General features: G+C 64.5%; 25 protein-coding genes. 7 read left to right on the top strand and 18 right to left on the bottom strand.

Annotation, left to right across the window (positions count from 1 at the left end; genetic code table 11):
- Window positions 1–210: 210 nt before the first annotated feature.
- On the bottom strand, window positions 211–1,026 hold the full coding sequence (locus ACVOK8_RS05070) for an SDR family oxidoreductase (RefSeq protein WP_481565876.1): 816 nt from the start codon (window positions 1,024–1,026) through the stop codon (window positions 211–213).
- A 142-nt stretch (window positions 1,027–1,168) separates the two neighbouring features.
- Between ACVOK8_RS05070 and ACVOK8_RS05075 the strand changes: the two genes are divergently transcribed.
- The gene (locus ACVOK8_RS05075) at window positions 1,169–1,843 is read left to right on the top strand and encodes a hypothetical protein (RefSeq protein ID WP_481565877.1); all 675 of its coding nucleotides are present in this window, start codon (window positions 1,169–1,171) and stop codon (window positions 1,841–1,843) included.
- Window positions 1,844–1,905: 62 nt separating this feature from the next.
- Here ACVOK8_RS05075 and ACVOK8_RS05080 read toward each other — a convergent pair whose 3' ends face one another.
- Both ACVOK8_RS05080 and ACVOK8_RS05085 read right to left on the bottom strand, forming a co-directional pair.
- The gene (locus tag ACVOK8_RS05080; protein ID WP_481565878.1) at window positions 1,906–2,448 is read right to left on the bottom strand and encodes a DUF2867 domain-containing protein; all 543 of its coding nucleotides are present in this window, start codon (window positions 2,446–2,448) and stop codon (window positions 1,906–1,908) included.
- Window positions 2,445–3,107: a protein kinase family protein gene (locus ACVOK8_RS05085; RefSeq protein WP_481565879.1), complete on the bottom strand. Its 663-nt coding sequence runs from the start codon at window positions 3,105–3,107 to the stop codon at window positions 2,445–2,447. The genes ACVOK8_RS05080 and ACVOK8_RS05085 overlap by 4 nt, the downstream gene beginning before the upstream one ends.
- 126 nt (window positions 3,108–3,233) lie before the next feature.
- Between ACVOK8_RS05085 and ACVOK8_RS05090 the strand changes: the two genes are divergently transcribed.
- Window positions 3,234–5,237, top strand: coding sequence for a bifunctional DedA family/phosphatase PAP2 family protein (locus tag ACVOK8_RS05090; protein WP_481565880.1), 2,004 nt, complete (start codon window positions 3,234–3,236; stop codon window positions 5,235–5,237).
- A gap of 82 nt (window positions 5,238–5,319) precedes the next feature.
- Here ACVOK8_RS05090 and ACVOK8_RS05095 read toward each other — a convergent pair whose 3' ends face one another.
- The 3 genes from ACVOK8_RS05095 to ACVOK8_RS05105 form a co-directional block, all read right to left on the bottom strand.
- Window positions 5,320–5,925 carry an LON peptidase substrate-binding domain-containing protein gene (locus tag ACVOK8_RS05095; protein WP_481565881.1) on the bottom strand — a complete coding sequence of 202 codons (606 nt, stop codon included), beginning with the start codon at window positions 5,923–5,925 and terminating at the stop codon, window positions 5,320–5,322.
- Window positions 5,926–6,057: 132 nt separating this feature from the next.
- Entirely contained in the window at window positions 6,058–7,527 is a 1,470-nt protein-coding gene (mpl, locus tag ACVOK8_RS05100; RefSeq protein WP_481565882.1) for a UDP-N-acetylmuramate:L-alanyl-gamma-D-glutamyl-meso-diaminopimelate ligase, read from the bottom strand.
- Window positions 7,528–7,854: 327 nt separating this feature from the next.
- Window positions 7,855–8,418 (bottom strand): adenylate kinase, encoded by a 564-nt coding sequence (locus ACVOK8_RS05105; protein ID WP_481530185.1) that lies wholly within the window; start codon window positions 8,416–8,418, stop codon window positions 7,855–7,857.
- A gap of 142 nt (window positions 8,419–8,560) precedes the next feature.
- On the opposite strand from ACVOK8_RS05105, the gene ACVOK8_RS05110 reads away from it, so the two are divergent.
- From ACVOK8_RS05110 to ACVOK8_RS05125, 4 genes are all read left to right on the top strand, one after another.
- On the top strand, window positions 8,561–9,817 hold the full coding sequence (locus ACVOK8_RS05110) for a 6-phosphofructokinase (RefSeq protein ID WP_481565883.1): 1,257 nt from the start codon (window positions 8,561–8,563) through the stop codon (window positions 9,815–9,817).
- Window positions 9,817–10,470 carry a YiiX family permuted papain-like enzyme gene (locus ACVOK8_RS05115; RefSeq protein ID WP_481565884.1) on the top strand — a complete coding sequence of 218 codons (654 nt, stop codon included), beginning with the start codon at window positions 9,817–9,819 and terminating at the stop codon, window positions 10,468–10,470. The genes ACVOK8_RS05110 and ACVOK8_RS05115 overlap by 1 nt, the downstream gene beginning before the upstream one ends.
- A gap of 450 nt (window positions 10,471–10,920) precedes the next feature.
- Window positions 10,921–11,646, top strand: a complete 726-nt coding sequence (locus ACVOK8_RS05120; RefSeq protein ID WP_481565885.1) for a hypothetical protein — start codon at window positions 10,921–10,923, stop codon at window positions 11,644–11,646.
- Window positions 11,647–11,650: 4 nt separating this feature from the next.
- Entirely contained in the window at window positions 11,651–12,244 is a 594-nt protein-coding gene (locus ACVOK8_RS05125) for a DUF2846 domain-containing protein (protein WP_481565886.1), read from the top strand.
- Between the two features lie 37 nt (window positions 12,245–12,281).
- Here the strand turns inward: ACVOK8_RS05125 and ACVOK8_RS05130 are convergent, their stop codons facing one another.
- Window positions 12,282–12,788 carry a hypothetical protein gene (locus ACVOK8_RS05130; protein ID WP_481565887.1) on the bottom strand — a complete coding sequence of 169 codons (507 nt, stop codon included), beginning with the start codon at window positions 12,786–12,788 and terminating at the stop codon, window positions 12,282–12,284.
- Between the two features lie 242 nt (window positions 12,789–13,030).
- Here ACVOK8_RS05130 and ACVOK8_RS05135 point away from each other — a divergent pair, with 242 nt between their 5' ends.
- A complete protein-coding gene (locus tag ACVOK8_RS05135) occupies window positions 13,031–15,058 on the top strand; it encodes a sodium-translocating pyrophosphatase (RefSeq protein WP_481565888.1) in 2,028 nt (675 codons plus the stop codon).
- A gap of 185 nt (window positions 15,059–15,243) precedes the next feature.
- Here the strand turns inward: ACVOK8_RS05135 and ACVOK8_RS05140 are convergent, their stop codons facing one another.
- From ACVOK8_RS05140 to ACVOK8_RS05190, 11 genes are all read right to left on the bottom strand, one after another.
- Window positions 15,244–15,912 (bottom strand): glutaminyl-peptide cyclotransferase, encoded by a 669-nt coding sequence (locus tag ACVOK8_RS05140; protein WP_481565889.1) that lies wholly within the window; start codon window positions 15,910–15,912, stop codon window positions 15,244–15,246.
- A 47-nt stretch (window positions 15,913–15,959) separates the two neighbouring features.
- The gene (locus tag ACVOK8_RS05145) at window positions 15,960–17,180 is read right to left on the bottom strand and encodes a helix-turn-helix domain-containing protein (protein WP_481565890.1); all 1,221 of its coding nucleotides are present in this window, start codon (window positions 17,178–17,180) and stop codon (window positions 15,960–15,962) included.
- Between the two features lie 230 nt (window positions 17,181–17,410).
- Window positions 17,411–18,151 carry an energy transducer TonB gene (locus ACVOK8_RS05150; RefSeq protein ID WP_481565891.1) on the bottom strand — a complete coding sequence of 247 codons (741 nt, stop codon included), beginning with the start codon at window positions 18,149–18,151 and terminating at the stop codon, window positions 17,411–17,413.
- Complete coding sequence (gene exbD, locus ACVOK8_RS05155) at window positions 18,148–18,573, bottom strand: TonB system transport protein ExbD (protein ID WP_481565892.1); 426 nt, start codon at window positions 18,571–18,573, stop codon at window positions 18,148–18,150. The genes ACVOK8_RS05150 and exbD overlap by 4 nt, the downstream gene beginning before the upstream one ends.
- Before the next feature lie 9 nt (window positions 18,574–18,582).
- Window positions 18,583–19,299 (bottom strand): tonB-system energizer ExbB, encoded by a 717-nt coding sequence (gene exbB / locus ACVOK8_RS05160; protein ID WP_481565893.1) that lies wholly within the window; start codon window positions 19,297–19,299, stop codon window positions 18,583–18,585.
- A complete protein-coding gene (locus ACVOK8_RS05165) occupies window positions 19,289–19,429 on the bottom strand; it encodes a hypothetical protein (protein ID WP_481565894.1) in 141 nt (46 codons plus the stop codon). Before ACVOK8_RS05165 ends, exbB begins: the two co-directional genes overlap by 11 nt.
- Window positions 19,426–19,812 (bottom strand): YbaN family protein, encoded by a 387-nt coding sequence (locus ACVOK8_RS05170; protein WP_481565933.1) that lies wholly within the window; start codon window positions 19,810–19,812, stop codon window positions 19,426–19,428. Before ACVOK8_RS05170 ends, ACVOK8_RS05165 begins: the two co-directional genes overlap by 4 nt.
- Window positions 19,813–19,855: 43 nt before the next feature.
- Window positions 19,856–20,446: a biliverdin-producing heme oxygenase gene (locus ACVOK8_RS05175; RefSeq protein ID WP_481565895.1), complete on the bottom strand. Its 591-nt coding sequence runs from the start codon at window positions 20,444–20,446 to the stop codon at window positions 19,856–19,858.
- 179 nt (window positions 20,447–20,625) lie between these two features.
- Window positions 20,626–23,541 (bottom strand): TonB-dependent receptor, encoded by a 2,916-nt coding sequence (locus ACVOK8_RS05180; protein WP_481565896.1) that lies wholly within the window; start codon window positions 23,539–23,541, stop codon window positions 20,626–20,628.
- A 126-nt stretch (window positions 23,542–23,667) separates the two neighbouring features.
- Complete coding sequence (locus tag ACVOK8_RS05185) at window positions 23,668–24,639, bottom strand: FecR family protein (RefSeq protein ID WP_481565897.1); 972 nt, start codon at window positions 24,637–24,639, stop codon at window positions 23,668–23,670.
- Window positions 24,640–24,727: 88 nt separating this feature from the next.
- The gene (locus tag ACVOK8_RS05190; protein ID WP_481553341.1) at window positions 24,728–25,228 is read right to left on the bottom strand and encodes an RNA polymerase sigma factor; all 501 of its coding nucleotides are present in this window, start codon (window positions 25,226–25,228) and stop codon (window positions 24,728–24,730) included.
- Window positions 25,229–25,263: the final 35 nt, after the last annotated feature.

Consider the following 25,263-nt stretch of genomic DNA (forward strand, 5'->3'; position numbering starts at 1 on the left):
GGCGCACCAGGACTCGGCTCTGGCCGGGCGGGGGGGCTCGGCCGCGCCGCCGCCACGCGCGGTGCGCGGGCCGCCCGACCCATATGCGTCCCCCCCCCCGCCCCCCCGCCCCCCCCACTACAGGTGGGGCTTTACCGGCAAAGCCCCATGCCGAGCATGACTCGGCACTACCATGCCCCTTGCGCCTTCGGCGCAAGGGGAGGCAAGCAATCAGAGAAACAGATCCGGCATCAGCGGACGCGTCGGGTCCATCGCATAGCCCGACAGATCGGTGATGCCCGCTTCAGCCAGAACCTCGTCATCCAGCAGGAACTGTCCGCTGAAGCCAGCCGCGGTTCGGGTCAGCACCGCGTGCGCAGCGTCAGCCATGATCTCCGGCTTGCGGCAACCGCCCACATCCACGCCCGGAATCATGTTGATCGCGTCGGTAGCGATCACCGTACGCGGCCACAGCGCATTGACTGCAACACCCTGACGGCCGAACTCGGCTGCCAGCCCCAGGGTGACGAAGCTCATGCCCATCTTGGCCAGGGTGTAGCCGGTATGTGGGCCCCACCATTTCGGGTCGAGGCTGGGCGGCGGTGCCAGGGTGAGGATGTGCGGGTTCGGCGCCTGCAGCAGGTGTGGCAGGCAGGCCTGCGCGCACAGGAAACTGCCGCGCGAATTGACCTGCTGCATCAGATCGAAGCGCTTCATCGGCGTATCCAGGGTGCCGCGCAGCCAGATCGCCGAGGCGTTGTTGACCAGGATGTCGATGCCGCCAAAGGTGTCCACGGTTGCAGCCACCGCCGCATTGACCTGGTCTTCTTCGCGGATGTCGCACTTCAACGCCAACCCCTGCCCACCAGCGGCATTCACGGCCTCTGCGGCGGTGTGGATGGTGCCCGGCAGCTTGGGGTTGGCGACCGCCGACTTGGCGGCAATGGCGACGTTGGCACCGTCACGTGCGGCACGCAGGGCGATGGCCAGACCGATGCCACGCGAGGCACCGGTGATGAAAAGGGTCTTGCCTTGCAAGCTGCTCATGCACACTCCGGAACCGGTAAGAAAGCAATCCGCATTATGCCGATACCAGCACCCACGCACAGTCCTGCGGTTTGCTGAAGGCTCGACACTCAGGGTTCATATGGCTTGCCGATACTGGTGCGATATCGCGCAAGGACTCCCGATGAAGACACTGCACCTGACTGCCCCGCTGCTGCTTGCCCTTGGGCTTGTGGCCTGCCAGAAGCCACACCCCGCTGCCGAAGTACCTGCGGCGGCCAAGGATGTCACCACGCAGACCACGGGGCTGAGCGAAGAAGCCGCCCGAATCGGTCCCAACGCAGTATGGACAGGCTCGATCGAGTCCTGTCGTACCGACACCGCAGCCGACAACTGCCTGCTGGAGGTCATGCGCGCCGGTGGCGCATCTCCGGCCGCTTTGACGGCTGCCAGCACCTTGTCCGCGCAGGGCAAGCCCGGCTATGTCACCGCATGGCAGAACGTCGAAGGGGTCGGCGTGGCTACGCTGGAATTCCCATTCCGCGCCAATACCAACGAGGGCACCTGGCTGGTGGACGCCAATGGCCACGCCGTCGACGTGGACGAAGAAGTGCTCGATGACGCGGCGCGCGGCTCGGATGCCTACAAAGCGTTCGCCCGCAAGCATCCCGACTCCGGTCCGTTCGCACCCGCGCTGGCCGCCGGCACTGAAGCCCTGCCTGATGGCGGTGTGCGCCTGCGGTACACCACGCCACTGCGCAGCTGCCATGCCTGTGCCGATGATGGGCAGGTAACCATCGGTTATGACTTCGACAGCAAGCGCAGCTTCAAAGGCAAGCAGCTGATCGAACTGCGCTGAGCCTGCACAGATTGCCGGTGTAGTGCTGGCCAGACAATCCACCCAGCGCTGGAACATGCAGCTCAACCCGCTCCGGGCACCACCATGCGCCGCGCATAGCTCTCAAGCAGGCGCGGCACGATGACCCGGTGCAAGGGCGCTACCGGCAACATGTACAGACGCCCGAACGGCCGGTGCAGGTGAACCACGGTGCTCACCTGCAGCGCGCAGCTGTCGTGGCCGGGGCCAAGCTCCACTGCCAGTTCCACCCGCAGATGACGGTCGCTGTCGCCCAGCACGATGCCATCGGCTGTCAGCGCCCGCACTGTGAATATCCCGAGCCTGTCGCCGACCGTCAGCCCTTCCGGAGCACGCGCTGGCACGCTGCGGATCGCGCCAAGGTGCTTCATACCCAGCAGGCGCATGCCGGCATTTCGCAGCCGCATCAGGCCATCAAACCAGGCCGGCACCTGCCGGGCGATATCCAGATAGGCCTGTACGGCACTGTCCGGCCGGCGAACCAGATTGATCCGCGATGCATGTGCGAAATGACTGCCTGGCAGCAGCGGGTGCAGCAACGCGCCTGCAGAAATCCCTACCTCACGCGCCGGCGCACCTCTACTCAAGGCTTCGGCCCCTGCCCTTCGTTGTCTTCCCAATGCAGGATGCGTCGGGTCACGAAGCGATAAACCGGCTTGCCGGTGGCAAACCACAGCTCGCGGACCCACGAGTGCCGCTTGAGCAGGCGCAGCTCAACCGGGGTCAGCGCCTGCCGGCAGTACATGCGCTTGTGCTTGAGCAGGTGGCGCAGGTCCTCGCGCGCCAACAACCGCATCCAGCGCGAGCGCGGGTTGCCACATACCGCCAGCTGGAAGTCGATCAGCGCCGGGGAACCGTCCTCGCGCACCAGCCAGTTCGCTTCCTTGGCCAGGTCGTTGTGGGCAATGCCATGGCGGTGCACGCGCTGCAGCAAACGCCGCGCTGCGCGGAAATAGGCCAGGTCGCCATGCGGCGGGCGTTGGTACATGGCCGCACCTTCCATATAGCTGCGGTCCAACCAGTGCCCATCCCACGCCAGCAGCCGCGGCGTCGCCTCCATGCCATCGAGCTTGGCCAGTGCGCGGGCTTCGCGCCGCGCCAGCCACCAGGCCGGCAACCGCAGCCACAAGGGCGTCGCCCCGAGGTCGCGGCGCACGAAGCGCCCTTGCGGGCTTTCCATCAACAGGATTTGTCCGAAGCTGTCAGCCTTCAGCGCAGTGACAGGTGCGGGCGCAGAGTCAGTCATCGCGACATTCTAGCCGCCCGCGCGCCTTTCACTGAGCGCCATCGCAGGTGAACGAGCACACCTGCAATCCACTGAACCTCTACCGTTGCCATCGGTCTGACTCGGGCTTCCCTTTATAATCCGCCGATGAATTCTTCCTGGATCGACGCCACGCTTGCGTGGATCGCCGCCAATCCCGTCCTTGCTGGCGTGGCGATCTTCGCCATCGCCTTCTGCGATGCCGTGATCATCCTTGGTGCCATCGTGCCGGCTTTGCCGCTGATGATCGCGGTAGGTGTATTGATCGGCATGGGCGAGTTGTCCGGCCCCTATGCGGTGATATGTGCCACTTTGGGCGCCTTTGCCGGCGACGGCTTGAGCTATTGGGTGGGCCGCCGTTGGGGTGACCGCCTGCGTGGCGTATGGCCGTTCAGCCGTTATCCACAGCTGCTGGACCGTGGCGAGGTCATGTTCCGCCGCAATGCCTTCAAGAGCATCCTGATCGCCCGCTACGTGGGTGCGATCCGGCCATTTGTACCGGCCATCGCCGGCATGGCCAACATGCGCTTCACCAGCTACCTCAAGGCCAGCGGCTTGGCCTGCCTGTCTTGGGCGATCCTGTTCCTGTTGCCCGGTTGGGCGCTGGGTCAAGCCTATGACGCCGTAGCTGCGGTGGCCGGGCGCCTGTTCCTGGTCGTTGCCCTGCTCGGCACCTTGCTGGGCCTGGTGTGGGCGATCGTGCTGTACAGCTACCGCTGGTCGGCGACACGCATGGACGGCTGGCTGGCCCGCCTGCTGGCCTGGTCACACCGTCACCCGCGCTTCATCGGCCACTCACTGAGCGACCTGTTCGATCCCAAACGGCGCGAATCGGTGCCCTTGGCCATGCTGGCACTGATGCTGCTGGTGCTGGGCTGGGGCTGGTTCGCGCTATTGATGGTGGTGGTCGGCCACGGCGAACCGCTGGCCTTGGACTTGGCCGTGCACCGCTTGATGCTGGCCCTGCGCAACCCGCTGGCCGACTACCCGATGGCTGCTCTGGCCTCGCTGGGCGACTGGCAGGTGCTGTTGCCGGCGATTGCCGCAGGCATGGGCTACCTGGCCTGGCGCAGACGCTGGATGGCGGTCTTCCATTGGCTGGCGGCGCTGGCCTTCGGCCTGGCCCTGACCAAGCTGCTGGGTGCCACCGTCGATGTGGTGCGGCCGCCGGCCGCCAGCAGCGGCTTCGGCTTCCCGTCGGTGGCGGTGACCATGGCCACCATCACCTTCGGCTTCTTTGCGGTGCTGATCGGCCGCGAGCTGCCGGGACGCACCCGCGTCTGGCCGTACCTGTTGTCCGGCGCGGTGGTCACGGTGATTGGCTTTGCCCGCATCTATCTGGGTGCGCACTGGCTCAGCGACGTGATCGGCGGCATGTTGTTCGGCGTGTTCTGGCTGCTGGTGCTGGGCGTTGCCTATCGCCGCCGCTTCAACCGCTCGTTCTGGGTCAAGCCGGTGGCATGGCTGTTCTACGGCGTGTTCGTGATCGCCGGGCTTTGGTATGCACCGCGCAATGTGCCGGCCAAGCTGGCCAAGTTCGAACCCGCGCCGGCCAGCATCGTGCAGATGGATGCCTCACATTGGTGGCAGGACGGTTGGCACGAGCTGCCCGCCCGCCGCAATGATTTCGACGACGATCAGCGCTGGCCGCTGGATGTACAGGTCGCCGGGCCGTTGCCGGCATTGCAGACACAGCTCGAGCGCAATGGCTGGACCCGGCAGACCCAGGCCGGCTGGCAGCAGGCATTGATGATGCTGGACATGAAGGCCACGCCGCAGCAGGTGCCGGTACTGCCGGCAACGCTGGATACCAACGTCGAAGCGCTGTTGATGCTGCATCCGGGAGCGCGTCCGGATGAGATCCATGCACTGCGGCTGTGGCCTTCCACCGTCCAACTGCAACCTGGGCAAGCACCGGTATGGTTGGGCAGCGCGCAGACCCTGCGTTACCAGCGGCACCTGAAGCTGTTCGGCATGTGGCGGCCGCTGCGCGGCGTTGATCCGGCACTGGACACGCTCAAGCAATCGTTGGATGGCCTGCAAACCCAGCAGCAGGTTCAACCGGAAACGGGCTTGCCGCTGTTGATGATCCGCGCGGAGCCAACGCCGTAGGGCCGATGGGTAGTGCCGATGGGTAGTGCCGAGCCATGCTCGGCACTACCAACGCGTTACCGGCCTGCACTGTGGGAGCGGGTTACAGATCTTCCTCGATCGGCACGTCCAGCTCCGGGATCCACTCCAGCAATCGATCCAGGCGCCGGCGCGGGTCGTTTTCCTGCAGCAGCTGCAAACGCTGGGTCTCATGCAACGGCAATAGTTCGGCCAAGCGCCAGCCCACCCACGCTGCCTGATCCAATTGCGCCGGGCCAGCAGCTGCATACTCGCCGCCTATCTGCTCGATGATGTTTTCCAGCAAGGTGCCGAGCAAGCTGTGCTCGGGCTGCAGCTCGTCGTCGCTGTCGCGCTCACACCACTCCACATCGGCCATCACCAGACCGTTGTCGCGCACATGGGTCGCCGTTGCGTGGAAACGCCGCGCACCGCGCAGACGCAATACCAGCACACCATCCGGGCCAACGTCGAAATCCTCGACCAGCGCTTCCACGCCCCATGCAGCGGGGATTGCCGGCGCACCGACTTCTTCACCATCGAGGATCAGACAGACACCAAAGGTGCTGCCGTTACGCCCACATTCGCGCACCAGGTCCAGATAGCGCGGCTCGAATACGCGCAGGTTCAACATCGCACCGGGTAACAACACCGCGTGCAGGGGAAACAGGGCAAGGCTGAGCAATTGCATGATCCAGGTAGTGGCAGGTGTTCGGCAGACAAGCCGGATGGTACTCCACCACACCACCACGACAATTCATCGTGCGCCAGCGCAATCAACGCAGCGCCGGGTTGCATGCAACCCGGCCTGAAAACCGCAGGATCAAACGCCTTGCAGCTGCGCCAGGAAACGCCGCGGCGCGCCGTCGAAACCACCGTTGGACATGAACACCACGTGGTCGCCAGCGCGCGCGACATCACCAAGCTTGGTCAGCAATGCATCGGTATCGGCGACTGCCTGCGCTTCGCCGCGCACTGCGTCGATCACCTTGGCCGCGTCCCACGGCAGTTCCGGCCGCGCGAGAAACACCACTGCATCGGCAAGCGCCAAGGACGGCGCCAATGCATCCGAATGCGCGCCCAGACGCATTGAATTGCTGCGCGGTTCCATCGCCACCACGATACGCGCATCGCCAACCTTGGCCCGCAGCCCTTCCAGCGTGGTGTGGATGGCGGTTGGGTGATGAGCAAAATCGTCGTAGATGGTGATGTCCTGGGCCTGCCCGATCACTTCCATGCGCCGCTTGACGCTGTGGAAGCCAGCCAAGGCCGGCGCCACGCTGGCAACCTCGACGCCTACCGCATGCGCTGCAGCCAACGCCGCCAGGCCATTGAGCACGTTGTGCCGGCCCAGCAGCGACCATTCCACGGTCGCCACTTCCCTGCCCCGGTGCAGCACGGCGAACGCACTGCCATCCTGGTTGATCAGGCGCGCGCTCCACTCCAGCGACGGCTCAAAACCAAAGCGCTCCACCGGCGTCCAGCAGCCCATCGCCAGCACTTCGGCCAGGTACTTGTCCTCGCCATTGACGATCAGGCGACCACGGCCGGGCACGGTGCGCACCAGATGATGGAACTGGCGCTGGATCGCGGCCACATCCGGGAAGATGTCGGCATGGTCGAATTCCAGATTGTTGAGTATGGCGACCAACGGGCGGTAATGGACGAACTTGCTGCGCTTGTCGAAGAAGGCGGTGTCGTATTCGTCGGCTTCCACCACAAAAAGCGGTCGATCCGAAAGGATCGACGCATCCTCCCCTTCTCCCTCCGGGGGAAGGTGCCCCGAAGGGGCGGATGGGGGTCGGGCTGCACCTGCATCAGCAACCCCAGCCAGCGACCTACCCAACCGCGCCGACACCCCGAAATCCTCCGCAACGCCACCAATCAGGAAACCCGGCTCGCGCCCGGCCGCCTGCAGCAGGAACGACAGGATCGTGGTCGTAGTGGTCTTGCCGTGGGTGCCGGCTACGGCCAGCGTGTCGCGGCCCGGCAGTACCTGTTCGGACAGCCACTGCGCACCCGAGGTGTAACGACGGCCCGAATCCAGCACCGCCTCCACCGCAGGGTTGCCACGCGAGAGCGCGTTACCAACCACTACTTCGTCGCAGTCCTGGCTGATATTGCCCGCCAGATAGCCCTGCGACAGGCTGATCCCCAGCGTTTCCAGCTGGGTGGACATGGGCGGATACACCGCCTGATCGCTGCCTTCGACCTGATGACCGAGTTCGCGGGCCAGAGCGGCCACGCCGCCCATGAAAGTACCGGCAATGCCGAGAATATGGATCTTGCTCATCCCTAGATTGTCGCCGATGCGCCGGGATTAGGGGTATCCAGGGCCAACCCAAGCTGTATCCCCAACCCCCTGTAGGGGATTCCCCGATACCGTCACGAGACATTCACAATGAAAATACGTGACGCCAGCCTCAGTATCCCTCAGGTCCTACTCCCCAAGAGGCCATCCCCAGGGAGCTCATGCTGATGGGGCCGTGAGCACGCCCTTAGCTGGCTTTTTACAAACGAAACGCCCGGATCCAGCTCATGGATCCGGGCGTTTCTGTATGCGCGGCCGCCGCGGCGAGCACGCAGATGGGCGCGGCGGTGCCGCCGGCGCCCACCATCATCAGCGCTTGATCGCCGCCAGGATGCGGGTCAGCACTTCGTCCAGCGCGCCTACGCCATCCACACGTGCCAGGGTGCCCTTGGCGGCATAGAAGTCGATCACCGGTGCGGTGGAATCGTTGTAGACCTGCAGACGCTGACGCACCGATTCCGGGTTGTCATCGGCACGGCCCTGTTCCTGGGCGCGGCCAGCGATGCGCTCGACCAGCAGTTCGGTCGGTACTTCCAACTGCACGATGGCGTCCAGCGGCTGGTTCAGCTTGGCTAGCAGTTCGCCCAGCGCGTTGGCTTGGGCCACGTTGCGCGGGTAACCGTCGAGGATGAAGCCCTTGGCGGTATCGGCCTGCGACAGGCGCGATTCCAGCATGCCCAGCAGGATGTCGTCGGACACCAGGTTGCCGGCATCCATCACCGCCTTGGCCTGCTTGCCCAGCTCGGTGCCGGCAGCCACTTCGGCGCGCAGCAGGTCACCGGTGGAAATGTGCGGAACCTGCAGATGTTCCTTCAGGCTCGTCGCCTGTGTGCCCTTGCCCGAACCGGGCGGTCCCAACAGAACCAATCGCATTCCTGACTCCCATATGTTTTGAGGAAACGGGACGGACAGCGGCGTTAGACTCATGGGCCGATTCACGCTGCACCGCAATATGTGCAGCTTACCGCATCCGGCCAATGTCCCGGAATGTCCCCCGCTCTGGAGAGTATTGCCCATGTCCAAAGGCACCTTGCTGTATGCCCAGTCCGGCGGCGTCACCGCCGTCATCAACGCCACCGCCTCGGCCGTCATCGCCGAAGCAAGAGCCAAGAAAATCAAGGTGTTGGCAGCACGCAACGGCATCCTCGGCGCGCTGCGCGAGGAGTTGATCGACACCTCGAAGGAATCGGCCGCCAACATCGCCGCGCTGGCCCACACGCCGGGCGGCGCGTTCGGCTCCTGCCGCTACAAGCTCAAGTCGCTGGACGCGGACCGCGCCAAGTACGAGCGTCTGCTGGAGGTTTTCAAGGCGCATGACGTGCGCTGGTTCCTCTACAACGGCGGCAATGACTCGGCCGACACCGCCTTGAAGGTCTCCCAACTGGCCAAGGAATACGGCTACCCGCTGACCTGCGTGGGCGTACCCAAGACCATCGACAACGACCTGGCGGTCACCGACACCTGCCCGGGCTTCGGCTCAGCAGCCAAGTACACCGCGATCTCGGTGCGCGAGGCGGCGCTGGACGTGGCAGCGATGGCTGAGACCTCGACCCGCGTCTTCATCTACGAGGCAATGGGCCGCCACGCCGGTTGGCTGGCTGCAGCTGCCGGCCTGGCTGGCGAGAACCCAGATGACGCACCGCAGATCATCCTCTTGCCGGAGCGTGCCTATGACGAGCCGGTGTTCCTGGCCAAGGTCAAGCAGGTGGTCGAGAAAGTCGGCTTCTGCGTGGTGGTGGCCAGCGAAGGCATCCACACCGCCGATGGCCAGTTCGTCGCCGATGCCGGCGGGGTCAAGGATTCCTTCGGCCACACCCAACTCGGCGGTGTCGCCTCGTACCTCGCCGGCAAGGTCAAGGCCGAGCTCGGCTACAAGGTGCATTGGACCCTGCCCGACTACCTGCAACGCTCGGCCCGCCATATCGCTTCCAAGACCGACTGGGAACAAGCACAGGCGGTGGGCAAGGCAGCGGTGCAGTTCGCACTGAAAGGACACAACTCGGTAATGCCGGTGATCGTGCGCAGCTCGGATGTGCCGTACCGCTGGAAGATCGAGGCCGCGCCGCTGTCCAAGGTCGCCAACCATGAAAAGAAGATGCCGGCCGGCTTCATCCGCAAGGATGGCTTCGGCATCACCGAGAAGGCGCGCCGCTACCTGCAGCCGCTGATCCGCGGTGAAGCACCGCTGCCGTATGGCCGCGATGGCCTGCCCAAGTACGTGACCTTGAAGAACGTCGCCGTGACCAGGAAGTTGGCAGATTGGGAGGGCTGATGTCGCGCCTTCGCCGGTGCTGCGTGCGGCCTCCGCGTCGCTTCACCGCAGGCTTGAAGGCGATGCAAGGCATCGCCTTGTTGCTGTCCATGGCCGCCGCGCAAGCGGTCAGCGCGTACTCACCGCAGGATGGCGACATCGTCTTCCATACCTCCACCTCAAGCCAAAGTGCAGCGGTGCAGGCCGCTACGGGCTCACGCTACAGCCATATGGGGGTTGTTCTGCTGCGTGGCGGCGAGGCGTACGTAATGGAAGCGGTGCAACCGGTGCGGTACACGCCGTTGCAGGCCTGGCTGGATCGCGGCGCGCAACGCCGCTATGTGATCAAGCGTCCATCAACGCCGCTGACACCGGCGAACAAGGCCCGGATGCACGCCGCTGCCCCGCGCTATCTTGGACGCCCCTACGACCTGAGCTTCGAATGGTCTGACCAGCGCATCTATTGCTCGGAACTGGTGTGGAAGCTGTACCGCGACGCCGCTGGCATCGAGCTGGCACCACTGGCACGCCTGGACAGCTTCAATCTGCAGGCACCGGTGGTACGCAGCAAACTGCGCGAACGTTACGGCAGCCACGTCCCCATGGCCGAGCCGGTGATTTCGCCAGCAGCCATCTTTGCCTCACCCTTGCTGATGACGGTTGATCAGCGCTGACGGAACTACTGCGTAGTGCCGAGCCATGCTCGGCAAAGGCTCTTCCTGTAGTGCCGAGCCATGCTCGGCAGAAGCTTTCCCGATAACGCCCAGCCGAGCATGGCTCAGGCGTTACAGGTGGGGACTCATCACCGGCATTACTTCAGGCAGGTGTAGCGCTCCGATCGGCAGCGCATCCTCAGCTCAAGCTCTCCACACCGGCGATGCAGCATGTTCCGCAAGATTTTGATCGGTATGCTCGGCTTTCTCATCGTCTGCGTGTTGGCCGCGGCAGGCTACCGCGTTGGCCAGCAACTGGCGCAGCAGGACAGGACCGCCGCCGCTGGCTGATGCACTCCGGCTCCGGCCCTTCGCAGCCCCCCGGACGCTGCCCCCGGAAGGCTGACTGACACATTTCAAATTTGCTCCGCTCCCGCTACGATCAGCCATTCAGGCAGGGGGCCTATCAGCATGTCGTTAACCATGTTTCGCTACGCCACGATGGCGTTGGTCCTGCACGCCACATGCAGCAGCGCAGCCGTCCAGGAACAAGTCGCGCCAACGCCCCGGGCAACTGGGCAGACAAACCTGACAGGGCTGACTGAATCCGCTCCCGCGATTCCTGCAGGCACGCCGGTTTTCATTGAGATCGCCGAACCGCTGGCATCATCCACACACAAGCGCGGCGACATTTTCGCTATCACCCTGGCCGAACCACTGGTTCTCGACGGCATCGAGCGACTGCCCCGTGGAACCCGTGGGACTGGCGAAATCGTGCACGCAGCTGCCGCACGCGGTGGTGGTGCCCCCGGCGAACTGTTGATTGCCGCACGCACGCTGGAAACGGCGCAAGGCCCGCTGTTGTTACGTGGCTTCAAGCTCGGCGCCACCGGCGATGACAACAGTGGCATGGCGATCGGTGTATCGCTCGCTGCTGGCCCGTTTGCCATGTTCATCAGAGGCCGGGAGATCGTGATACCCGCCGGTACGCGTGGCGCCGCCAAAACGAAGGCCGCGCCCGCCCCCACTACAAGCACCATGCCCGTTGCGATGCCCGGAGCCAGCATCGAGGCCCAGACCCATGCAGACGTCGAAAGCACGGTCGATCCGGTTGTCGAATCCCGGGACAGCGTCGATGCAACTGCAGGACCTCTCGTTACATCCCAACCGGAAACCCCGGTTCAACCCAAGGAGTAGTTCGATGCGTCTACGTTCGTGTGCCGTGGTCCTTTCTGCCAGTCTGCTGATCCCGCTTGGTGCTTTCGCGCAACAAGTGCAGGCACCGCCGGCCACCGATGCTGCCATCGCCGCGCAGGAAGCGTCTTCGGTCGATGCACAGTCCAGCACCGCGCCTGAAGAAGCTGAAGCAGCCGACACCTCGGCCACGCCAACGCAGGCTGCCGATGCTGCCGTCGCCGACAGCCCTGTCGCAGGAGAAACCGCTGCCCACAGCGGGCTGATCGCCCCTGCCCCCGCCGACAAGGCCCAGATCGTCTTCTTCCGCCCGTCAAAGTTCACTGGCGGCGCAATCGGCTTCAAGGTCCGCGAAGGTGAGCAGGAACTGGGCAAGCTGCGCAGCGGCAACTATTTCATCCACCTCGCTGAGCCGGGTACCCACGAATACACCGTCCACTCGGAAGCCAAAGACGTACTGAGCATGGAAGTGGAAGAAGGCGAAACCTACTTCGTGCAGGGAACGATCACCATGGGCGTGTTCGCTGGCCGCCCCAACCTGTCACCTTCCGACGAAGCCACCTTCAACGGCATGGCCGACAAGCTGAAGCTGCGCGAATAAGCAGCGCAGCGGAAGAGCAGGCTAGATCCTGCCGCACTCAGCGGCAGGGTCTGCCCTCCATCTGCAGGCGCGCCGAATACGCCGGCAACGCCGCCAACCGCCCGGCCGCGGCCTGCGCCTTGGCATCGCCCAGATAAACCCGGTTCTGGCCCTGCCCATCCAGGGCGACCTGCTGCCCGGCCGGCTTGCGCCACACCTCGATCACCGCTTGCTGCGAGCTGCAGGACGCCGAGGGAATGCGCGCCACTTCGTTGAGCTTCCACCCAGCCGCCTCGCTGGGATTGACCTTGCCCGCATCCAGGAACACCGCGCGCGGCTGGCACTGCGGATTGGTGCGCAACAGCTGCATGTCATAAGGCTGCGCCGGTGTACCAGTGAAGCGGCCTTCGATGCGGGTACAGGCTTCGGGAATCTGCCGCACGGTATGCACCGTACCAGTGGCCTGCGCACTGGCTGCCGGGCGTTCGATCTCGGGCTTGGCGTTGGCCGCCAACAATGGCAGCGGCGACAAGGCCGTCACGGCAAGGACTAGCAGGGCTTTCATCGGCAGCAATTCCACAGGGACAGATAAGCGACGTTGCCAGCATCCGACTGAACCGAGCAGCAAGACGCGGCAGCTGGCGGTGGAGACAGCTGCCAGTCATACTCAGGCCGCCTCAGAGTGTTTGAACACAGCGACACGTACCACAGCCGCGCGCGGCCCGGGTCTGTTCCAGTGCTTCGATCTACCCGGCGTGTCCCCGCTTCATCCACAGCTGTATGGCATCCACCAACGCTGGAGGGGTCATGCTCGAACAGTACGGTCTTGTGCTTTCGCTTGTCTGCGCCGCTGTCGCCATCGTCTACGGCATCATCTCGGCCCAATGGGTCCTACGCCAACCTGCCGGCAATGCCCGCATGCAGGAAATCGCCGCCGCCATCCAGGAAGGCGCGCGGGCCTATCTCAACCGCCAATACCTGACCATCGCCATCGTCGGCGTGGTGTTGTTCGTACTGGTCGGTTTCTTTCTCAGCTGGTACACAGCGATTGGTTTTGCGATCGGCGCGGTGCTGTCCGGTGCCGCCGGCTACATCGGCATGAACGTATCGGTACGCGCCAACGTGCGCACTGCCGAAGCAGCCCGCAACGGCATGAGTGCAGCCATGGATGTCGCGTTCCGTGGCGGCGCTATCACAGGCATGTTGGTGGTCGGGCTGGGCCTGCTGGGCGTGGCCGGTTATTACTTGATACTGCAGCGCATGGGCCTGAGCCAGGCCGACAACCTGCATGCGCTGGTCGGTTTGGCATTCGGCAGCTCGTTGATCTCGATCTTCGCGCGACTGGGCGGCGGCATCTTCACCAAGGGTGCGGACGTCGGTGCCGACCTGGTCGGCAAGGTCGAAGCCGGCATTCCCGAAGACGACCCGCGCAACCCGGCGGTAATCGCCGACAACGTCGGTGACAACGTTGGCGACTGCGCAGGCATGGCCGCGGATCTGTTCGAAACCTATGCGGTGACGGTGATCGCCACCATGTTGCTCGGCGGCATGATGATGGCCGAAGTCGGCCGCAACGCGGTGCTCTACCCGCTGGTGCTCGGCGGCGTGTCGATCATCGCCTCGATCATCGGTGCCTTCTTCGTCAAGGTGAAAGCAGGCGGCTCGATCATGGGCGCGTTGTACAAGGGTGTGATCGTCTCCGGTGTACTGGCCGCCATCGCCTTCTGGCCGGTGACCACCCAGCTGATGGCCGACTCCAGCCACGGCGCCACCAACCTGTACATCTGCGCCTTGATCGGACTGGTATTGACCGGCCTGATCGTCTGGATCACCGAGTACTACACCGGCACCCAGTACAAGCCGGTGCAGCACGTGGCGCAGGCATCGACCACCGGCCACGGCACCAACATCATCGCCGGCCTCGGTGTATCGATGAAGTCCACTGCGCTGCCGGTGATCGCAGTCTGCGTGGCGATCTGGTCGGCGTTCCACTTCGGTGGCCTGTACGGCATCGCCATCGCCGCAACCGCGATGCTGTCGATGGCCGGCATGATCGTCGCGCTTGATGCCTATGGCCCGATCACCGACAACGCCGGTGGTATCGCCGAGATGGCCGATCTGCCGCCGGAAATCCGCAACATCACCGACCCGTTGGATGCGGTCGGCAATACCACCAAGGCGGTGACCAAGGGTTATGCGATTGGTTCGGCGGCATTGGCGGCATTGGTGCTGTTCGCCGACTACACGCACAACCTGCAGATGGCGCATCCGGGCGAAGTATTCGCCTTCGACCTGTCCGACCACACGGTAATCATCGGCCTGTTGATTGGCGGCCTGATTCCCTACCTGTTCGGCGCGATGGCGATGGAAGCAGTCGGTCGTGCAGCGGGCGCGGTGGTGGAAGAAGTTCGCCGTCAGTTCCGCGAGATCCCCGGCATCATGCAGGGCACCGCCAAACCGCAGTACCACAAGGCAGTGGACATGCTGACCCGCTCGGCGATCAAGGAAATGATCGTGCCTTCGCTATTGCCGGTTGCCGTTCCGGTGGTGGTTGGCCTGCTGCTCGGGCCGAAGGCGCTTGGCGGCTTGTTGATCGGCACCATCGTGACCGGCCTGTTCGTGGCGATCTCGATGACCACCGGTGGTGGTGCCTGGGACAACGCCAAGAAGTACATCGAGGACGGCCATTTCGGCGGCAAGGGCAGTGAAGCGCACAAAGCTGCGGTGACGGGCGATACGGTGGGCGATCCGTACAAGGACACGGCGGGGCCGGCGATCAATCCCCTCATAAAAATCATCAATATTGTCGCGCTGCTGCTGGTGCCATTGCTGTAGTTGAAGCTACCAGCGAAAAGCTGCCCTCACCCCAACCCCTCTCCCGCATGCGGGAGAGGGGCTCTTGTATCTGGCAGCGGGAGGATCGGCAAATGCACGAAGCGTTGTAGCACTTGTAGGAGCGGCGTAAGCCGCGAAGCTGATTCAGCATCAGGCCTTGGTAAAACTTGAAACCTACATAACGCTCAGCGGGGCCGCTTCACCGCATACACCCGACCATCATTGCCACCACCGCAATAGAACAACTCACCGCCATCCGCTTCCAGCCCGCTGACGCTGATGCCTTCCGGCATCTGCAGGCGCTCAAGCACCGCGCCGGTATCGGCTTGCAGGCGACGGATGTCACTCTGCCCGGCCTCGCCCGTGGCATGCCAAAGCTCTCCATCCACCCAGGTCACGCCGGTGACGAAACGGTCAGATTCAATAGTGCGCAGGATCTTGCCGTTGGCCGGATCAATCTGGTGAATCTTGCGCTGCCGATACTGCCCAACCCACAGGCTGCCTTCCGCCCACGCCATGCCCGAATCCGTTCCACCACCCGGCGCGGGAATCGAAGCCAACACTTCCCCGCTCTCGGGATCGATCTTGTCGATGCGCGCTTCGGCGATCTGCCAGAGATAGGTTCCATCGAACGCAGTACCGGCGTCACAAGGCACGGCCAAGCTGCGCACCGTTCCACCATCGCGCGGATCGAAGGCCACCAGCGCCGCACCGGTGGCGGCCCAGACGTTATTTCCGTCGAAGCTGACGCCATTGATGGTGTCCGAGCCGGCAAACGGACCGTACTTGCGTGTTACCTCGGCAGGGCGGACCTTGGCCGCCGCAACCTTGGGATTCAGAGTTTCCGTATTCATCGCTGCGATCTCCTGGCATGTCCGCGATTGGCTGCCTGCCAGCGACCCTAGTCAATCGGCAGCGCAGCAGGGAGTAACAAGATCGTCGTGAATCCACTCAGCGGCACCGCGCGCCAACGCTGCGCTCGTCCGCGTCCAATCGCGTATACACGCCCTGCTGCCTCCAGGTCCAGCAGCGCCCGCTGCGCGTTGCGCTGGCTCTGGTCCAAGGCCAAACCCAGTGCCGAGGTCGACCAGGCCGCGCCGTCGGCAAGCAATGCAAGCAGTGCGCCTTGTTCACCCTCGATGGGCGGGAGCAATACCTTCACCGAGGTCGCACGACAAGGGGACAGGCGGAAGCCAGCTGCTGTCGCTTCAATCTGCGCCTGTGCTGCGATGAGCCCACGCAGTCGACCGATCTCCACACGCAGCCGGGCGCGCAGCGTCTCGTCGTAGTGATGCATTGAAAATGCGCGGCTTATCAGCACATCGCGGTCAACCTCGCCCGGCCAGGCCTCGGCCAGCGCACGGGCAAGCGCGAACAGCACCGGACGCCTTGCCAGCGATTGCCAGCCTGCACCAGACCTGATGCCGCGCTGGCACCCGTCAACGATCAGTGCGCCGGAATCCAACAACTGCTGTACCTGGTCGATACGCAGCAGCTGATCCGCACCTGCGCCAAGGCAACGCGCAGCCGGCTGGTCCAACTTGATGCGGGCTGCCTCCACTTCCGCCTGCAACGCCCCGACACCTGCTTGCGTCGCAGCCATCCGTGCACGTTCCAGCAGGACGCGTGCCTGCGCAATCCGCATCCTGCGCAGTGCCAAGGTCGCAGCAGTCAGATCAGCCATGGCGCTCAGCGCGGGCGGCAGCTGCCTTCCCTCCAACCTGGCGAGCGCATACGCTGCTTCATCCAGCTTGCCCAGCAGCAACACTCGCCGCGCCAGGATCAACCAGGCCTGCAGTGCATTGGCCACATCACCCTGCGCATCAAGCACGGTCGCGATGGATGACAGCGGTTCGGAGTTGCCACCAAGTTCCCGCAGCGCCAGCGCCACTTCGGCTTCGGCCAGCCCGCAACGTGCGCGCGCCAGTACTTCGTGGGTGCCGAAACCACGTTGTGCGCGTCGCAGCAGCTCGCGTGCACGGGTCAAGTCGCCCAACTGGGCCATCGCGATTCCGCGTAGCGCCAGTGCAGGAGGGTCGTCACGCAATGCGACGTGCTTGAGCGCGGTGAGTACGTCACCGGTAGCCAGGGCGCGTGCGGAAGCTGCAATGAGGGAATCCATGGTGGCAGGCTAACTGCGGGCGGCCGTAGATGCACTTTTCTGTGCTGGAACCGTTCGCGAAGAGCATGCAGCACCCCGGCCTGCTCAATGCATCGGATGACCACGAACGTCGCTGCCAAAAAACCGTTGCGCTGCACGAGAACGGCAAAGAGCACCCTCACCCCTACCGCTCTCCCGCTAAGCGGGAGAGGGGACAGCCCTCGTCGATGGGTTGTCTGGGGGCTTGCCGCTTACCTGCGATTGATGAAGAACTCCACCGGCACCATCACTTCCACGGGGTCGCCAGCGACGTCCGCTGGCGGTGCCGGCACCGGTGTTGCCCGCGCCAGCGTCTCCAGCGTAGCCTCATCCAGGCTGTCATGACCGCTGCTGCGACCGATCCGGGCATTGCTGACCCTGCCCTGCCTGTCCACGCTGAAGCGCACATAGGCCACGCCTTGCTGGCGCAGGCGCTCGGCCAGGCGTGGATAACGGCGGTATTTTTCCAGATGCCCCAACAGCTGCCCTTGCCAGGTAACCGAGGCCTGCGCCTGTTGCCCGGCCGTAGTCTGGCGGGCGGCGTAGCGCTCACTGGGCTTGGCGCTGACATCTGGCGGCGCCAGGGTCTGGTCCACGGTATGGGCGTCGGAGGCTGGTACTTGTTCGCGTGGTTGCGGCGGCACGTAAGCGTCAGCCACCTCCGGCTCCTGCGGCGGTGGCTCGCGTTCCACGCGTGGCGCCGGGGTCGGTTCGCTGCGTTGCTGCTCCTGCTGCGGCGGCCCCTGCGGGATCTCGGTTGGCGGCGTTGGCGGCGCTTCAGGCATCTCGGCCAGATCCACCATCACAGCTTCCAGCGGCTGCTGGTCGGCCAGCAAGGGCGGTGTGCGCAGACTCCACCACAGCGCCGCACCTATCACCACGGCGTGCAGCAACAGCGCCAGCGCAAAGCTGCCACCCCAACGCAGGCGGGAGGATGCAGTAACCACGCTCACGGCGACTGCTCTACCCCGACCAACGCCACTTTCAGGTAACCCGCGCGACGCAGCAGGTTCATGGCTTCCATCAGGTCGCCATAGCTGACCGAACGGTCCGCGCGCAGGAAAATGCGCTGCGAATGATCGCCTTGTGTGCGCTTCTCAAGTTCTGCTGCCAACGCATCAGCCGATACTGTGGCCTCGCCCAGACGCAGCGACAGATCCGCCTGCACGGTGAGGAATAGCGGCTCGGCATCGCGCGGCTGCGGCTTGGCACTGCTGGCCGGAAGGTCCACCGGCACATCAACGGTAGCCAGCGGTGCTGCCACCATGAAGATGATCAGCAGCACCAGCATCACGTCGATGAAGGGCGTGACATTGATCTCGTGCGCTTCGTCCAGCGCTTCGTCGTCGGACTCACGGGAGGTACGGATTGCCATCGCCCCCCCTCAGCGCGTGTCGCGCGACAGCGCGCGGCCGCAATCCAGATCACGCGAGACGATCTGCTGCACGCTGGCGGAGATATCACCGCCCAGTGCGCGCAGGCTCTGCAAGCGGCGACTGAAATGGTTGTAGATGACGACCGCAGGGATTGCAGCGACCAGGCCCATCGCGGTGGCCAGCAGTGCTTCGGCGATGCCCGGTGCAACCACGGCAAGATTGGTGGTGTTGGACGCGGCGATGCCGACGAAGCTGTTCATGATGCCCCACACTGTGCCGAACAGACCAACGAACGGTGCCACCGCGCCGATGCTGGCCAACAGGCCGACGCCGCTGCGCAGGCGTCGGCTGTTGCCCAGCTCGATGCGCTCAAGCCGCGAGCCAAGACGCTCCTTGACCCCATCGTGCCCCTGCGCATCAACCGACAACGCCAGCTCGGTGCGGGCCGCGCCCAGCATGCTGCGCGCCAGGTCTGATTGCTGCAGCACCGACTGCGCATCGGCGCCATCAAGACTACCGCTGACATCCAGTACCTCGCGCGCAGCCTGAAGTTCACGGCCGATACGGCCCAGCTCCAGGGTCTTGGCGATCAACACCGTCCAGGTAGCCAGCGAGGCCAATGCCAGACAGATCATTACCGCCTGCACCACCCAGTCGGCGGACTGGTACATGGCCCAGGGCGTAAGTGCCTGTGTGGCGACGTGCGAGGAAATATCAGCGTGCATGGAAAGGTTCCGGATCGTCGTGGAAGAAAGTCGCACTGGCGATCTGGCTGGTGCGTTGAACGTAGTACGAAATAGCGTCGCGTTGGCACGACGCGGCTTGCTGTGTATCGGCAACGGCTGATTGCGTCATGTCTGTTCCTCACTGGCCACCGGCTCGCGCGGGCTTGGCCGCGACAGAACATAGGCAGCACTGGCCAGGAAGAAAATGGCCACAGGTACGGCCAGCTTCCAGCTCGGATGCGCACCGATGAAGAACAGCACATAACCCAGCGCCATGCCGCCAGCGGCAAAACACTTGCCCTTGCGGCTCACCGCACCCTGCTCACGCCACTGCCGCAGCGGCCGGCCGTAGCGCGGATGCTGCAGCAGCCACGCTTCAAAGCGCGGCGAGGATTTCGAGAAGCACCATACCGCCAGGATCAGGAAGATGGTGGTCGGCATCACCGGCAGCAATGCACCGATCACACCCAAGGCCACCATCAACCAGCCCAGGCAGAACCACAGCCAACGGATCACGCCGCTGCCTTCATGGTGGCTGCTGGTGCGTCCGCCTGCATCAGGCGAATTCCTGCTCGACGTAGCCACGCACGGTACGGAACGCCGCGTTGGCACCTTCGATGGCGGCCGCTTCCTGCGCCTCGCTCATGCTGATGGAATCCATGGATGCAGTGAACTCGCGCCAGTGGCGCGCAGCGCCATCAGGATGCGCGGCCAAGTGGCTGGCGCCGAAGTCCGCGCCAAGACCCAGCTTGCCTGCGAGCTTGAACAGAATGGTGCCCCCGAGGTTGGAGCCTTCAGCCACGTACAGCCAACCCAGCGCCTGCGGCAGCTCGATATCGTCGGGAATGACGGCGGCGCTGTCGGCGGGAACGTCCTGTTGCAGGTCACCCAGATCAGCAACGATCTGCTGCAGGCGCTGGCGCTGTTCCAGATCCGGCAACAGTGCGCGCAGCAACGGCGTTGCATACAGCGCCTGGATGTCGCGGTGGAAACGGTATTGCACGCGTACGAACTTGGCGAAGCGCTCGCGGCTGGCAAAGATGTCCTCGGACATGATCCGCTTGTCCAGCGAATCGTGGGTGGTGCTGGTAGCCGCTTTCAGGCGCTGGCTACGGGTGGGAGCTGCAATGGTTTCGGTCGTGGTCATGGTCTGCAACAACGAAGCGGAGGGGGAAACCGGCTGCCTCTTTTGATGGAAGGGCCGGTCGTCCTGATTGAGACGTCTGCCGGGGGCCTTCCCCCAAGTGGCCTGCATGGTGTGCTGCAACCGGCGATCCCGGCGCTGCCGCGCCGGGATCACCTGCTGCATCGATCACACCCTATCCATCAGTAGCGGAAGGTCAGTGCCATCCGCGCGGTACGCCCCGGTGCCGGCAGGATGCCTAGCGCCAGCGGGTCCAGGTAATAGCGGTCGGTGGCGTTGTCCAGGTTGACGTCCAGGTTCCACTGGTCATTGAATGACCAGCTTGCGAACAGGTCGACGATGGTCGCCGGGCGGTACAGCTGCTGGATTGCTGACAGGCCGACGTTCCATTCCTTGTCCAGCTTGCTGATCGGGCCGGCGTTGTGCACCACGCGGGTGCCGAAGGTCAGCCGCTCGTCGAACAGGCGCGAACCCAGGGTCACGTTCACCGTGTAACGCGGCGGGTTCTGGGTATTGCTGTAGGAGCCTTCAAAACCACCGTCCACGCAGTTCGGGGTGTTCTTCAACTCCTCGATGTTGCGCGCCTGCCCATACGCACGGCGCTCTGCGGCGATGTCCGGCGCGCAGGTCTTGGCCTTGAAGTAGTAATGCGCGGACAGATCCGCGAACACCTTGCCGGCATCGTAGTTGGACTGGAACTCCATGCCCGACACTTTGAAACGATCGACATTGCGGATCAGGCCGGCCGACAGCGTGCGGTAGTCGCGGGTGATCAGGTCATCCACGCGGGTATCGAAGTAGGCCAGCTTCAGTGCCAGCTGGTCACCATTTGCGAACAGATCGCGCTTGATCGTGCTTGCACCGATTTCCCAGCTGCCGGAGCGCTCGGGCTTCAGCTCGCCCACCGGCTTGGCGGCGGTGAACAGGCCCAGCGTGGTCTCGAACAGGCTCGGCAGCTTGGTGCCCTCGGCGTACTTGAGGTAAACCATGCTGTCGTCGTCGAAGTGGTAGGTAACGCTTGCAGTCGGCGAGAACGCACTGTCGCGGCGCTTGATCGGCTTGGACCAGGTCCAGCTCACCGGCACCATCAGATCCTCTGCGGCATCGGCGTCGTAGAAGTTCCAGCCACCGATATCGGCCACCGTGCCCTTCTTGTACGGTGAGGCCAGCAGCGATGCTTCGGTGAAGTTGCCATTGGCATCCGGGTACCAGTTCAGCATCGCGATGCGCTTGGCGCGCCATGACGGCAGGCTCGGGTCACCGTCTAGCAGTTGGGTGTAGCGGTACTGACCTTGAGCCTCGAACTTGTCCTCGGTCGCCAAGCGATTGCGGTCATGCACATTGACCCGGTTCCAGCGGCCACCAGCCATGAATTCCCAATGCTCATTGGGCTCCCACTTGATCGATGCTACCGCGCTGTATTCCTTGCGCTCGGCATTGCGCAGGAAGCGGTTGTTGACCAGATCGTCATGCATGATCGGCGAGTTCGGGCGGATATCCTCGTCGCTGAGCGACAGGCCGTAGTCGAAGGTGAACAGACCGGCACTGGTTTCCAGCAGCGAGGTATTGCTCACGTCCAAGCCGAAGCGCTGCTGCTTCAGCGGATTCGCGTAGGCATCCTTGTAGCCGGGGTTGCCGCTGAAGCTCGGCGCGTCATACCACTCGGTGCGGCGATCGAAGTACCACGGGGTGATGCCGGTCAGGCTGTTGTACATCAGGCTTTCGGCGTCGGTGTACCAAGCGTTTGCGCGCAGGTCGACCAAGGCGCTGTCCGGATTGAAGCGGTAACGCAGGCTGTAGCTGTCCATGTCGACATGGCCCGGTTCCCACTGTGGCACGCGGTCGCGGTCCACACGGATGATCTGCGAGGCCATGATTTCGCCGGCAGTGCCTTCATAGCGGCGGTAGCCCAGTTCCAGCGTCTGCGCATCGTCGATGCGCCAGGTGCCCTTGAGCAGCGCCGATTCCGAACGCGATGAGGTATTGAACACTTCGGTGCGCGGCGGGTTCAGCGGCGCCAGCGTGCGTCGCGTCTGCGGGAAGTCGTCATAGCCGTGCTTGCCGCCAAAGTAGTTGCCGGTATCGCGCCAGGCATACGCCGCCACCAGATCGAAGCGGTCCCAGCGCTGGGCCACCGCCACGTTGGCGAACTGGTTGCCAGTGGCGTTGCGATCGGTGCGCGGTGCTGCGCTGTAATCGGGCACGTTGTTGGCGCTGTTGTTGGCCAGACCGGTGCGCACGCGGATGCCGCTATCACGGCCTTCGCGCAGCACGTCATCCACCTTCAAGGTCTCCATCTCGACCACGCCACCGATGCCGCCGGACGCGTTTGCCTGCAGGCTCGGGCCCTTGGTGATGGTGATGTTGGAGATCAGGTCCGGGTCGAGGTAGGTACGCTGCGACTGGCCGGCGTAACCGCGATAGGTATCCATCGTGGACTGGCCACCATCGATGATCACCGGGATGCGGCTTTGGCCTTGGATACCGCGGATATTCACATCAAGGGCATTGCCCACGCGTGGATCACCGGCGGTGACGCCAGCCACACCCTTGATGATGTCGGCGGTGGAGGTGCCACGGAAGCGTTCGATGGTCTGCTGCGGGATGTAGGCGGTCGAACCGGTGGTGCGGTAGGTATCGAGCAGGCGCGCGGCATCGCTGCCGCTGCCTTCGCCACCGCGCTGATCACCGGCCACGCTCAGCGTGCCGGTCACGACCAGGTCGTCCGCGTTGGCACCGGCCGGCAGCTTTTCGAGCGTCACCGCACCATTGCCGCTGCGGCGGGCAGCGAGGCCGGTGCCGCGCAGTAGCTGCTGCAGCGCCGTTGATGGTGCCAGCTGGCCGGATACCGCCGCCGAGGTCGCACCGTCAGCCAGGGCTGCCGCATAGGCCACCTGTACGCCAGACTGACGCATGTACTCACCCAGTGCTGCAGCAAGCGGCTGCGCTGGGATATCAAACTGTGCGCTGGCGGTGGCCACGGTGGCCTGCGCCATTGCGGGAACGGCTGGCGTCATCACTGCCAGGCCGGCGGCCAGCATCGCGACGTGCAGACGGGACAGGCGCAGGCGTGGGCCGGCGCGGAAAGAACTGGGCATTGAAAATCCTGTTGTCGAAGCCGCAATGAGGCGGCGGAGGTTCGACGTACGTGGCGGCGGCTGAGGTACGGTCGGGGTTAAGACGAATGAACCGGGCAAACCCCCAAGATCAATCGCCCAGCTCAGCTAGCGACGCGCTGGCAGCTCGTTTTCCTGTGCCTGCACGATGGCGATGCCAAACGGCAGGCGCGTCACGCTCAAGCCACTGCCTGCAGCCAGCGCATCCAGCGCCTGCTCGGGCTTATCCAGACGCAACGCGGCATTGATCGGCGGCAACGCCGACAGATCACCACGTACAAAGACGTGGCCAGGGCGATAGCGCCCCAGTTCGGCCAACACCTGCGTCACCGGCACGTTTTCCAACAGCAGCTCGCCGCGTCGCCATGCTGCGACGTGATCTGGTGCCAGTCCCGCGCCCAGCTCGGCAACCCCGCCTTTGCTCCAGCCAGCTGTCTGCCCGGCCTGCAGGTACATCCAACCTTGATCCGGGCGCGCCGCAACCCGCACGCGCCCCTGTTCGACCGCGGTATCGACATCATCACCGTCACGACTGACCACGAATGCCGTGGAAATATCCTCCACCACGCCGTCGCCGACGGTAATCCGGAATGGCGCGTCGGCCTGCGGTACAACCTCGAACCAGGCGCGCCCGCGCAGCAGCTCGATACGCCGCGTGGCCTCGCCGTAATGCACGGCAATGGCCGCGCCGGCATCCAGCACCGCGGTTGAGCCGTCCGGCAGACTGACATGGCGGATGGCCACATCCGAGCGGTAATCCGCACGCATGCGCAGGGCCAGTTCGGGCGCGGACATCACCCCGCAGAACAACGCCAGCACCGCCACCGCACCCAACCAGCGGCGCTGCGTGCGCCGCACCGGGCGCTGCACCAGCACCGTGGTCTGCGGGCGGGCAGCGAGGCTGCGCCAGAGCACACGTTCATGTTCAAACGCATGGCGGTGCCCGGGCTGCAACAACCACTGCTCGAACGCCTGCATGTCGGGCACGCCCATGGTTCCCGATGCCAACCGCAGCAGCCAGTCGCGCGCCTGCTGCGCAACGGGATTCTCGGGCGGGACGGAGGATGACGGCGGGCGCATGGGCTGGCTCAGGTGATTACGGTGGTAATGGCTACGGACGGAATACAAGACGACTGGCAGCGTCGCATCCCCAAGGGAAACTGCAACGCTAGTCGCCGCTGCGCGCCCAGGCCAGGCGCTGCAGGGCCAGCCGCAGGTGATTCTCGACGGTGGTCACCGACACCCCCATCCGTCGCGCCACTTCCGGCTGGGTCAGCCCCTGCAGGCGGTTGAGGCGGAACATGCTGCGGGTGGGCTCGGGCAGGTGCTCGGCGGCTTCCAGCACCCTCGCCAGCTCGTCCTGCGCCATCACCTGCTCCTCGGTGGACAGTACCTCGTCCGGCCCCCACAGGTAATTCTCGGCCTGCAGGCGCAGCCGGCGGGTGCGTTCACGGCCGTGGTCGGTGGCCAGGTTGCTGGCCAGCCGGTACAGGTAGGCTCGCGGATTGCCGATCACCGGCTCATTGCCGACCCCGCGGACCTTGAACCAGACGCCCTGGATGACGTCGTCGGCGCCGCCATCGCTGCCGAGGATCTGGCGCACCAGGCGCAGCAAGGCCGGGCGTTCGCGGATCAGCAGTTCGGTCAAAGTGGTGGCGTTGCTGGACATGAGGGGCTGTGAAGGCAAGGCAGGCCGCCTGCGTC

Source organism: Stenotrophomonas sp. STEN083 (genome assembly GCF_056759195.1).

What these genes read in the sequence shown, in the direction of transcription:
- ACVOK8_RS05105 (WP_481530185.1), bottom strand. Translation starts at nt 8,418, where the DNA reads ATGCGATTGGTTCTGTTGGGACCGCCCGGTTCGGGCAAGGGCACACAG.
- ACVOK8_RS05085 (WP_481565879.1), bottom strand. Translation starts at nt 3,107, where the DNA reads ATGACTGACTCTGCGCCCGCACCTGTCACTGCGCTGAAGGCTGACAGC.
- ACVOK8_RS05115 (WP_481565884.1), top strand. Translation starts at nt 9,817, where the DNA reads ATGTCGCGCCTTCGCCGGTGCTGCGTGCGGCCTCCGCGTCGCTTCACC.
- ACVOK8_RS05090 (WP_481565880.1), top strand. Translation starts at nt 3,234, where the DNA reads ATGAATTCTTCCTGGATCGACGCCACGCTTGCGTGGATCGCCGCCAAT.
- ACVOK8_RS05125 (WP_481565886.1), top strand. Translation starts at nt 11,651, where the DNA reads ATGCGTCTACGTTCGTGTGCCGTGGTCCTTTCTGCCAGTCTGCTGATC.
- ACVOK8_RS05075 (WP_481565877.1), top strand. Translation starts at nt 1,169, where the DNA reads ATGAAGACACTGCACCTGACTGCCCCGCTGCTGCTTGCCCTTGGGCTT.
- mpl (WP_481565882.1), bottom strand. Translation starts at nt 7,527, where the DNA reads ATGAGCAAGATCCATATTCTCGGCATTGCCGGTACTTTCATGGGCGGC.
- ACVOK8_RS05070 (WP_481565876.1), bottom strand. Translation starts at nt 1,026, where the DNA reads ATGAGCAGCTTGCAAGGCAAGACCCTTTTCATCACCGGTGCCTCGCGT.
- ACVOK8_RS05145 (WP_481565890.1), bottom strand. Translation starts at nt 17,180, where the DNA reads ATGGATTCCCTCATTGCAGCTTCCGCACGCGCCCTGGCTACCGGTGAC.
- ACVOK8_RS05095 (WP_481565881.1), bottom strand. Translation starts at nt 5,925, where the DNA reads ATGCAATTGCTCAGCCTTGCCCTGTTTCCCCTGCACGCGGTGTTGTTA.
- ACVOK8_RS05185 (WP_481565897.1), bottom strand. Translation starts at nt 24,639, where the DNA reads ATGCGCCCGCCGTCATCCTCCGTCCCGCCCGAGAATCCCGTTGCGCAG.
- ACVOK8_RS05130 (WP_481565887.1), bottom strand. Translation starts at nt 12,788, where the DNA reads ATGAAAGCCCTGCTAGTCCTTGCCGTGACGGCCTTGTCGCCGCTGCCA.
- exbD (WP_481565892.1), bottom strand. Translation starts at nt 18,573, where the DNA reads ATGGCAATCCGTACCTCCCGTGAGTCCGACGACGAAGCGCTGGACGAA.
- ACVOK8_RS05110 (WP_481565883.1), top strand. Translation starts at nt 8,561, where the DNA reads ATGTCCAAAGGCACCTTGCTGTATGCCCAGTCCGGCGGCGTCACCGCC.
- ACVOK8_RS05135 (WP_481565888.1), top strand. Translation starts at nt 13,031, where the DNA reads ATGCTCGAACAGTACGGTCTTGTGCTTTCGCTTGTCTGCGCCGCTGTC.
- ACVOK8_RS05140 (WP_481565889.1), bottom strand. Translation starts at nt 15,912, where the DNA reads ATGAATACGGAAACTCTGAATCCCAAGGTTGCGGCGGCCAAGGTCCGC.
- ACVOK8_RS05175 (WP_481565895.1), bottom strand. Translation starts at nt 20,446, where the DNA reads ATGACCACGACCGAAACCATTGCAGCTCCCACCCGTAGCCAGCGCCTG.
- ACVOK8_RS05190 (WP_481553341.1), bottom strand. Translation starts at nt 25,228, where the DNA reads ATGTCCAGCAACGCCACCACTTTGACCGAACTGCTGATCCGCGAACGC.
- ACVOK8_RS05165 (WP_481565894.1), bottom strand. Translation starts at nt 19,429, where the DNA reads ATGACGCAATCAGCCGTTGCCGATACACAGCAAGCCGCGTCGTGCCAA.
- ACVOK8_RS05120 (WP_481565885.1), top strand. Translation starts at nt 10,921, where the DNA reads ATGTCGTTAACCATGTTTCGCTACGCCACGATGGCGTTGGTCCTGCAC.
- ACVOK8_RS05180 (WP_481565896.1), bottom strand. Translation starts at nt 23,541, where the DNA reads ATGCCCAGTTCTTTCCGCGCCGGCCCACGCCTGCGCCTGTCCCGTCTG.
- exbB (WP_481565893.1), bottom strand. Translation starts at nt 19,299, where the DNA reads ATGCACGCTGATATTTCCTCGCACGTCGCCACACAGGCACTTACGCCC.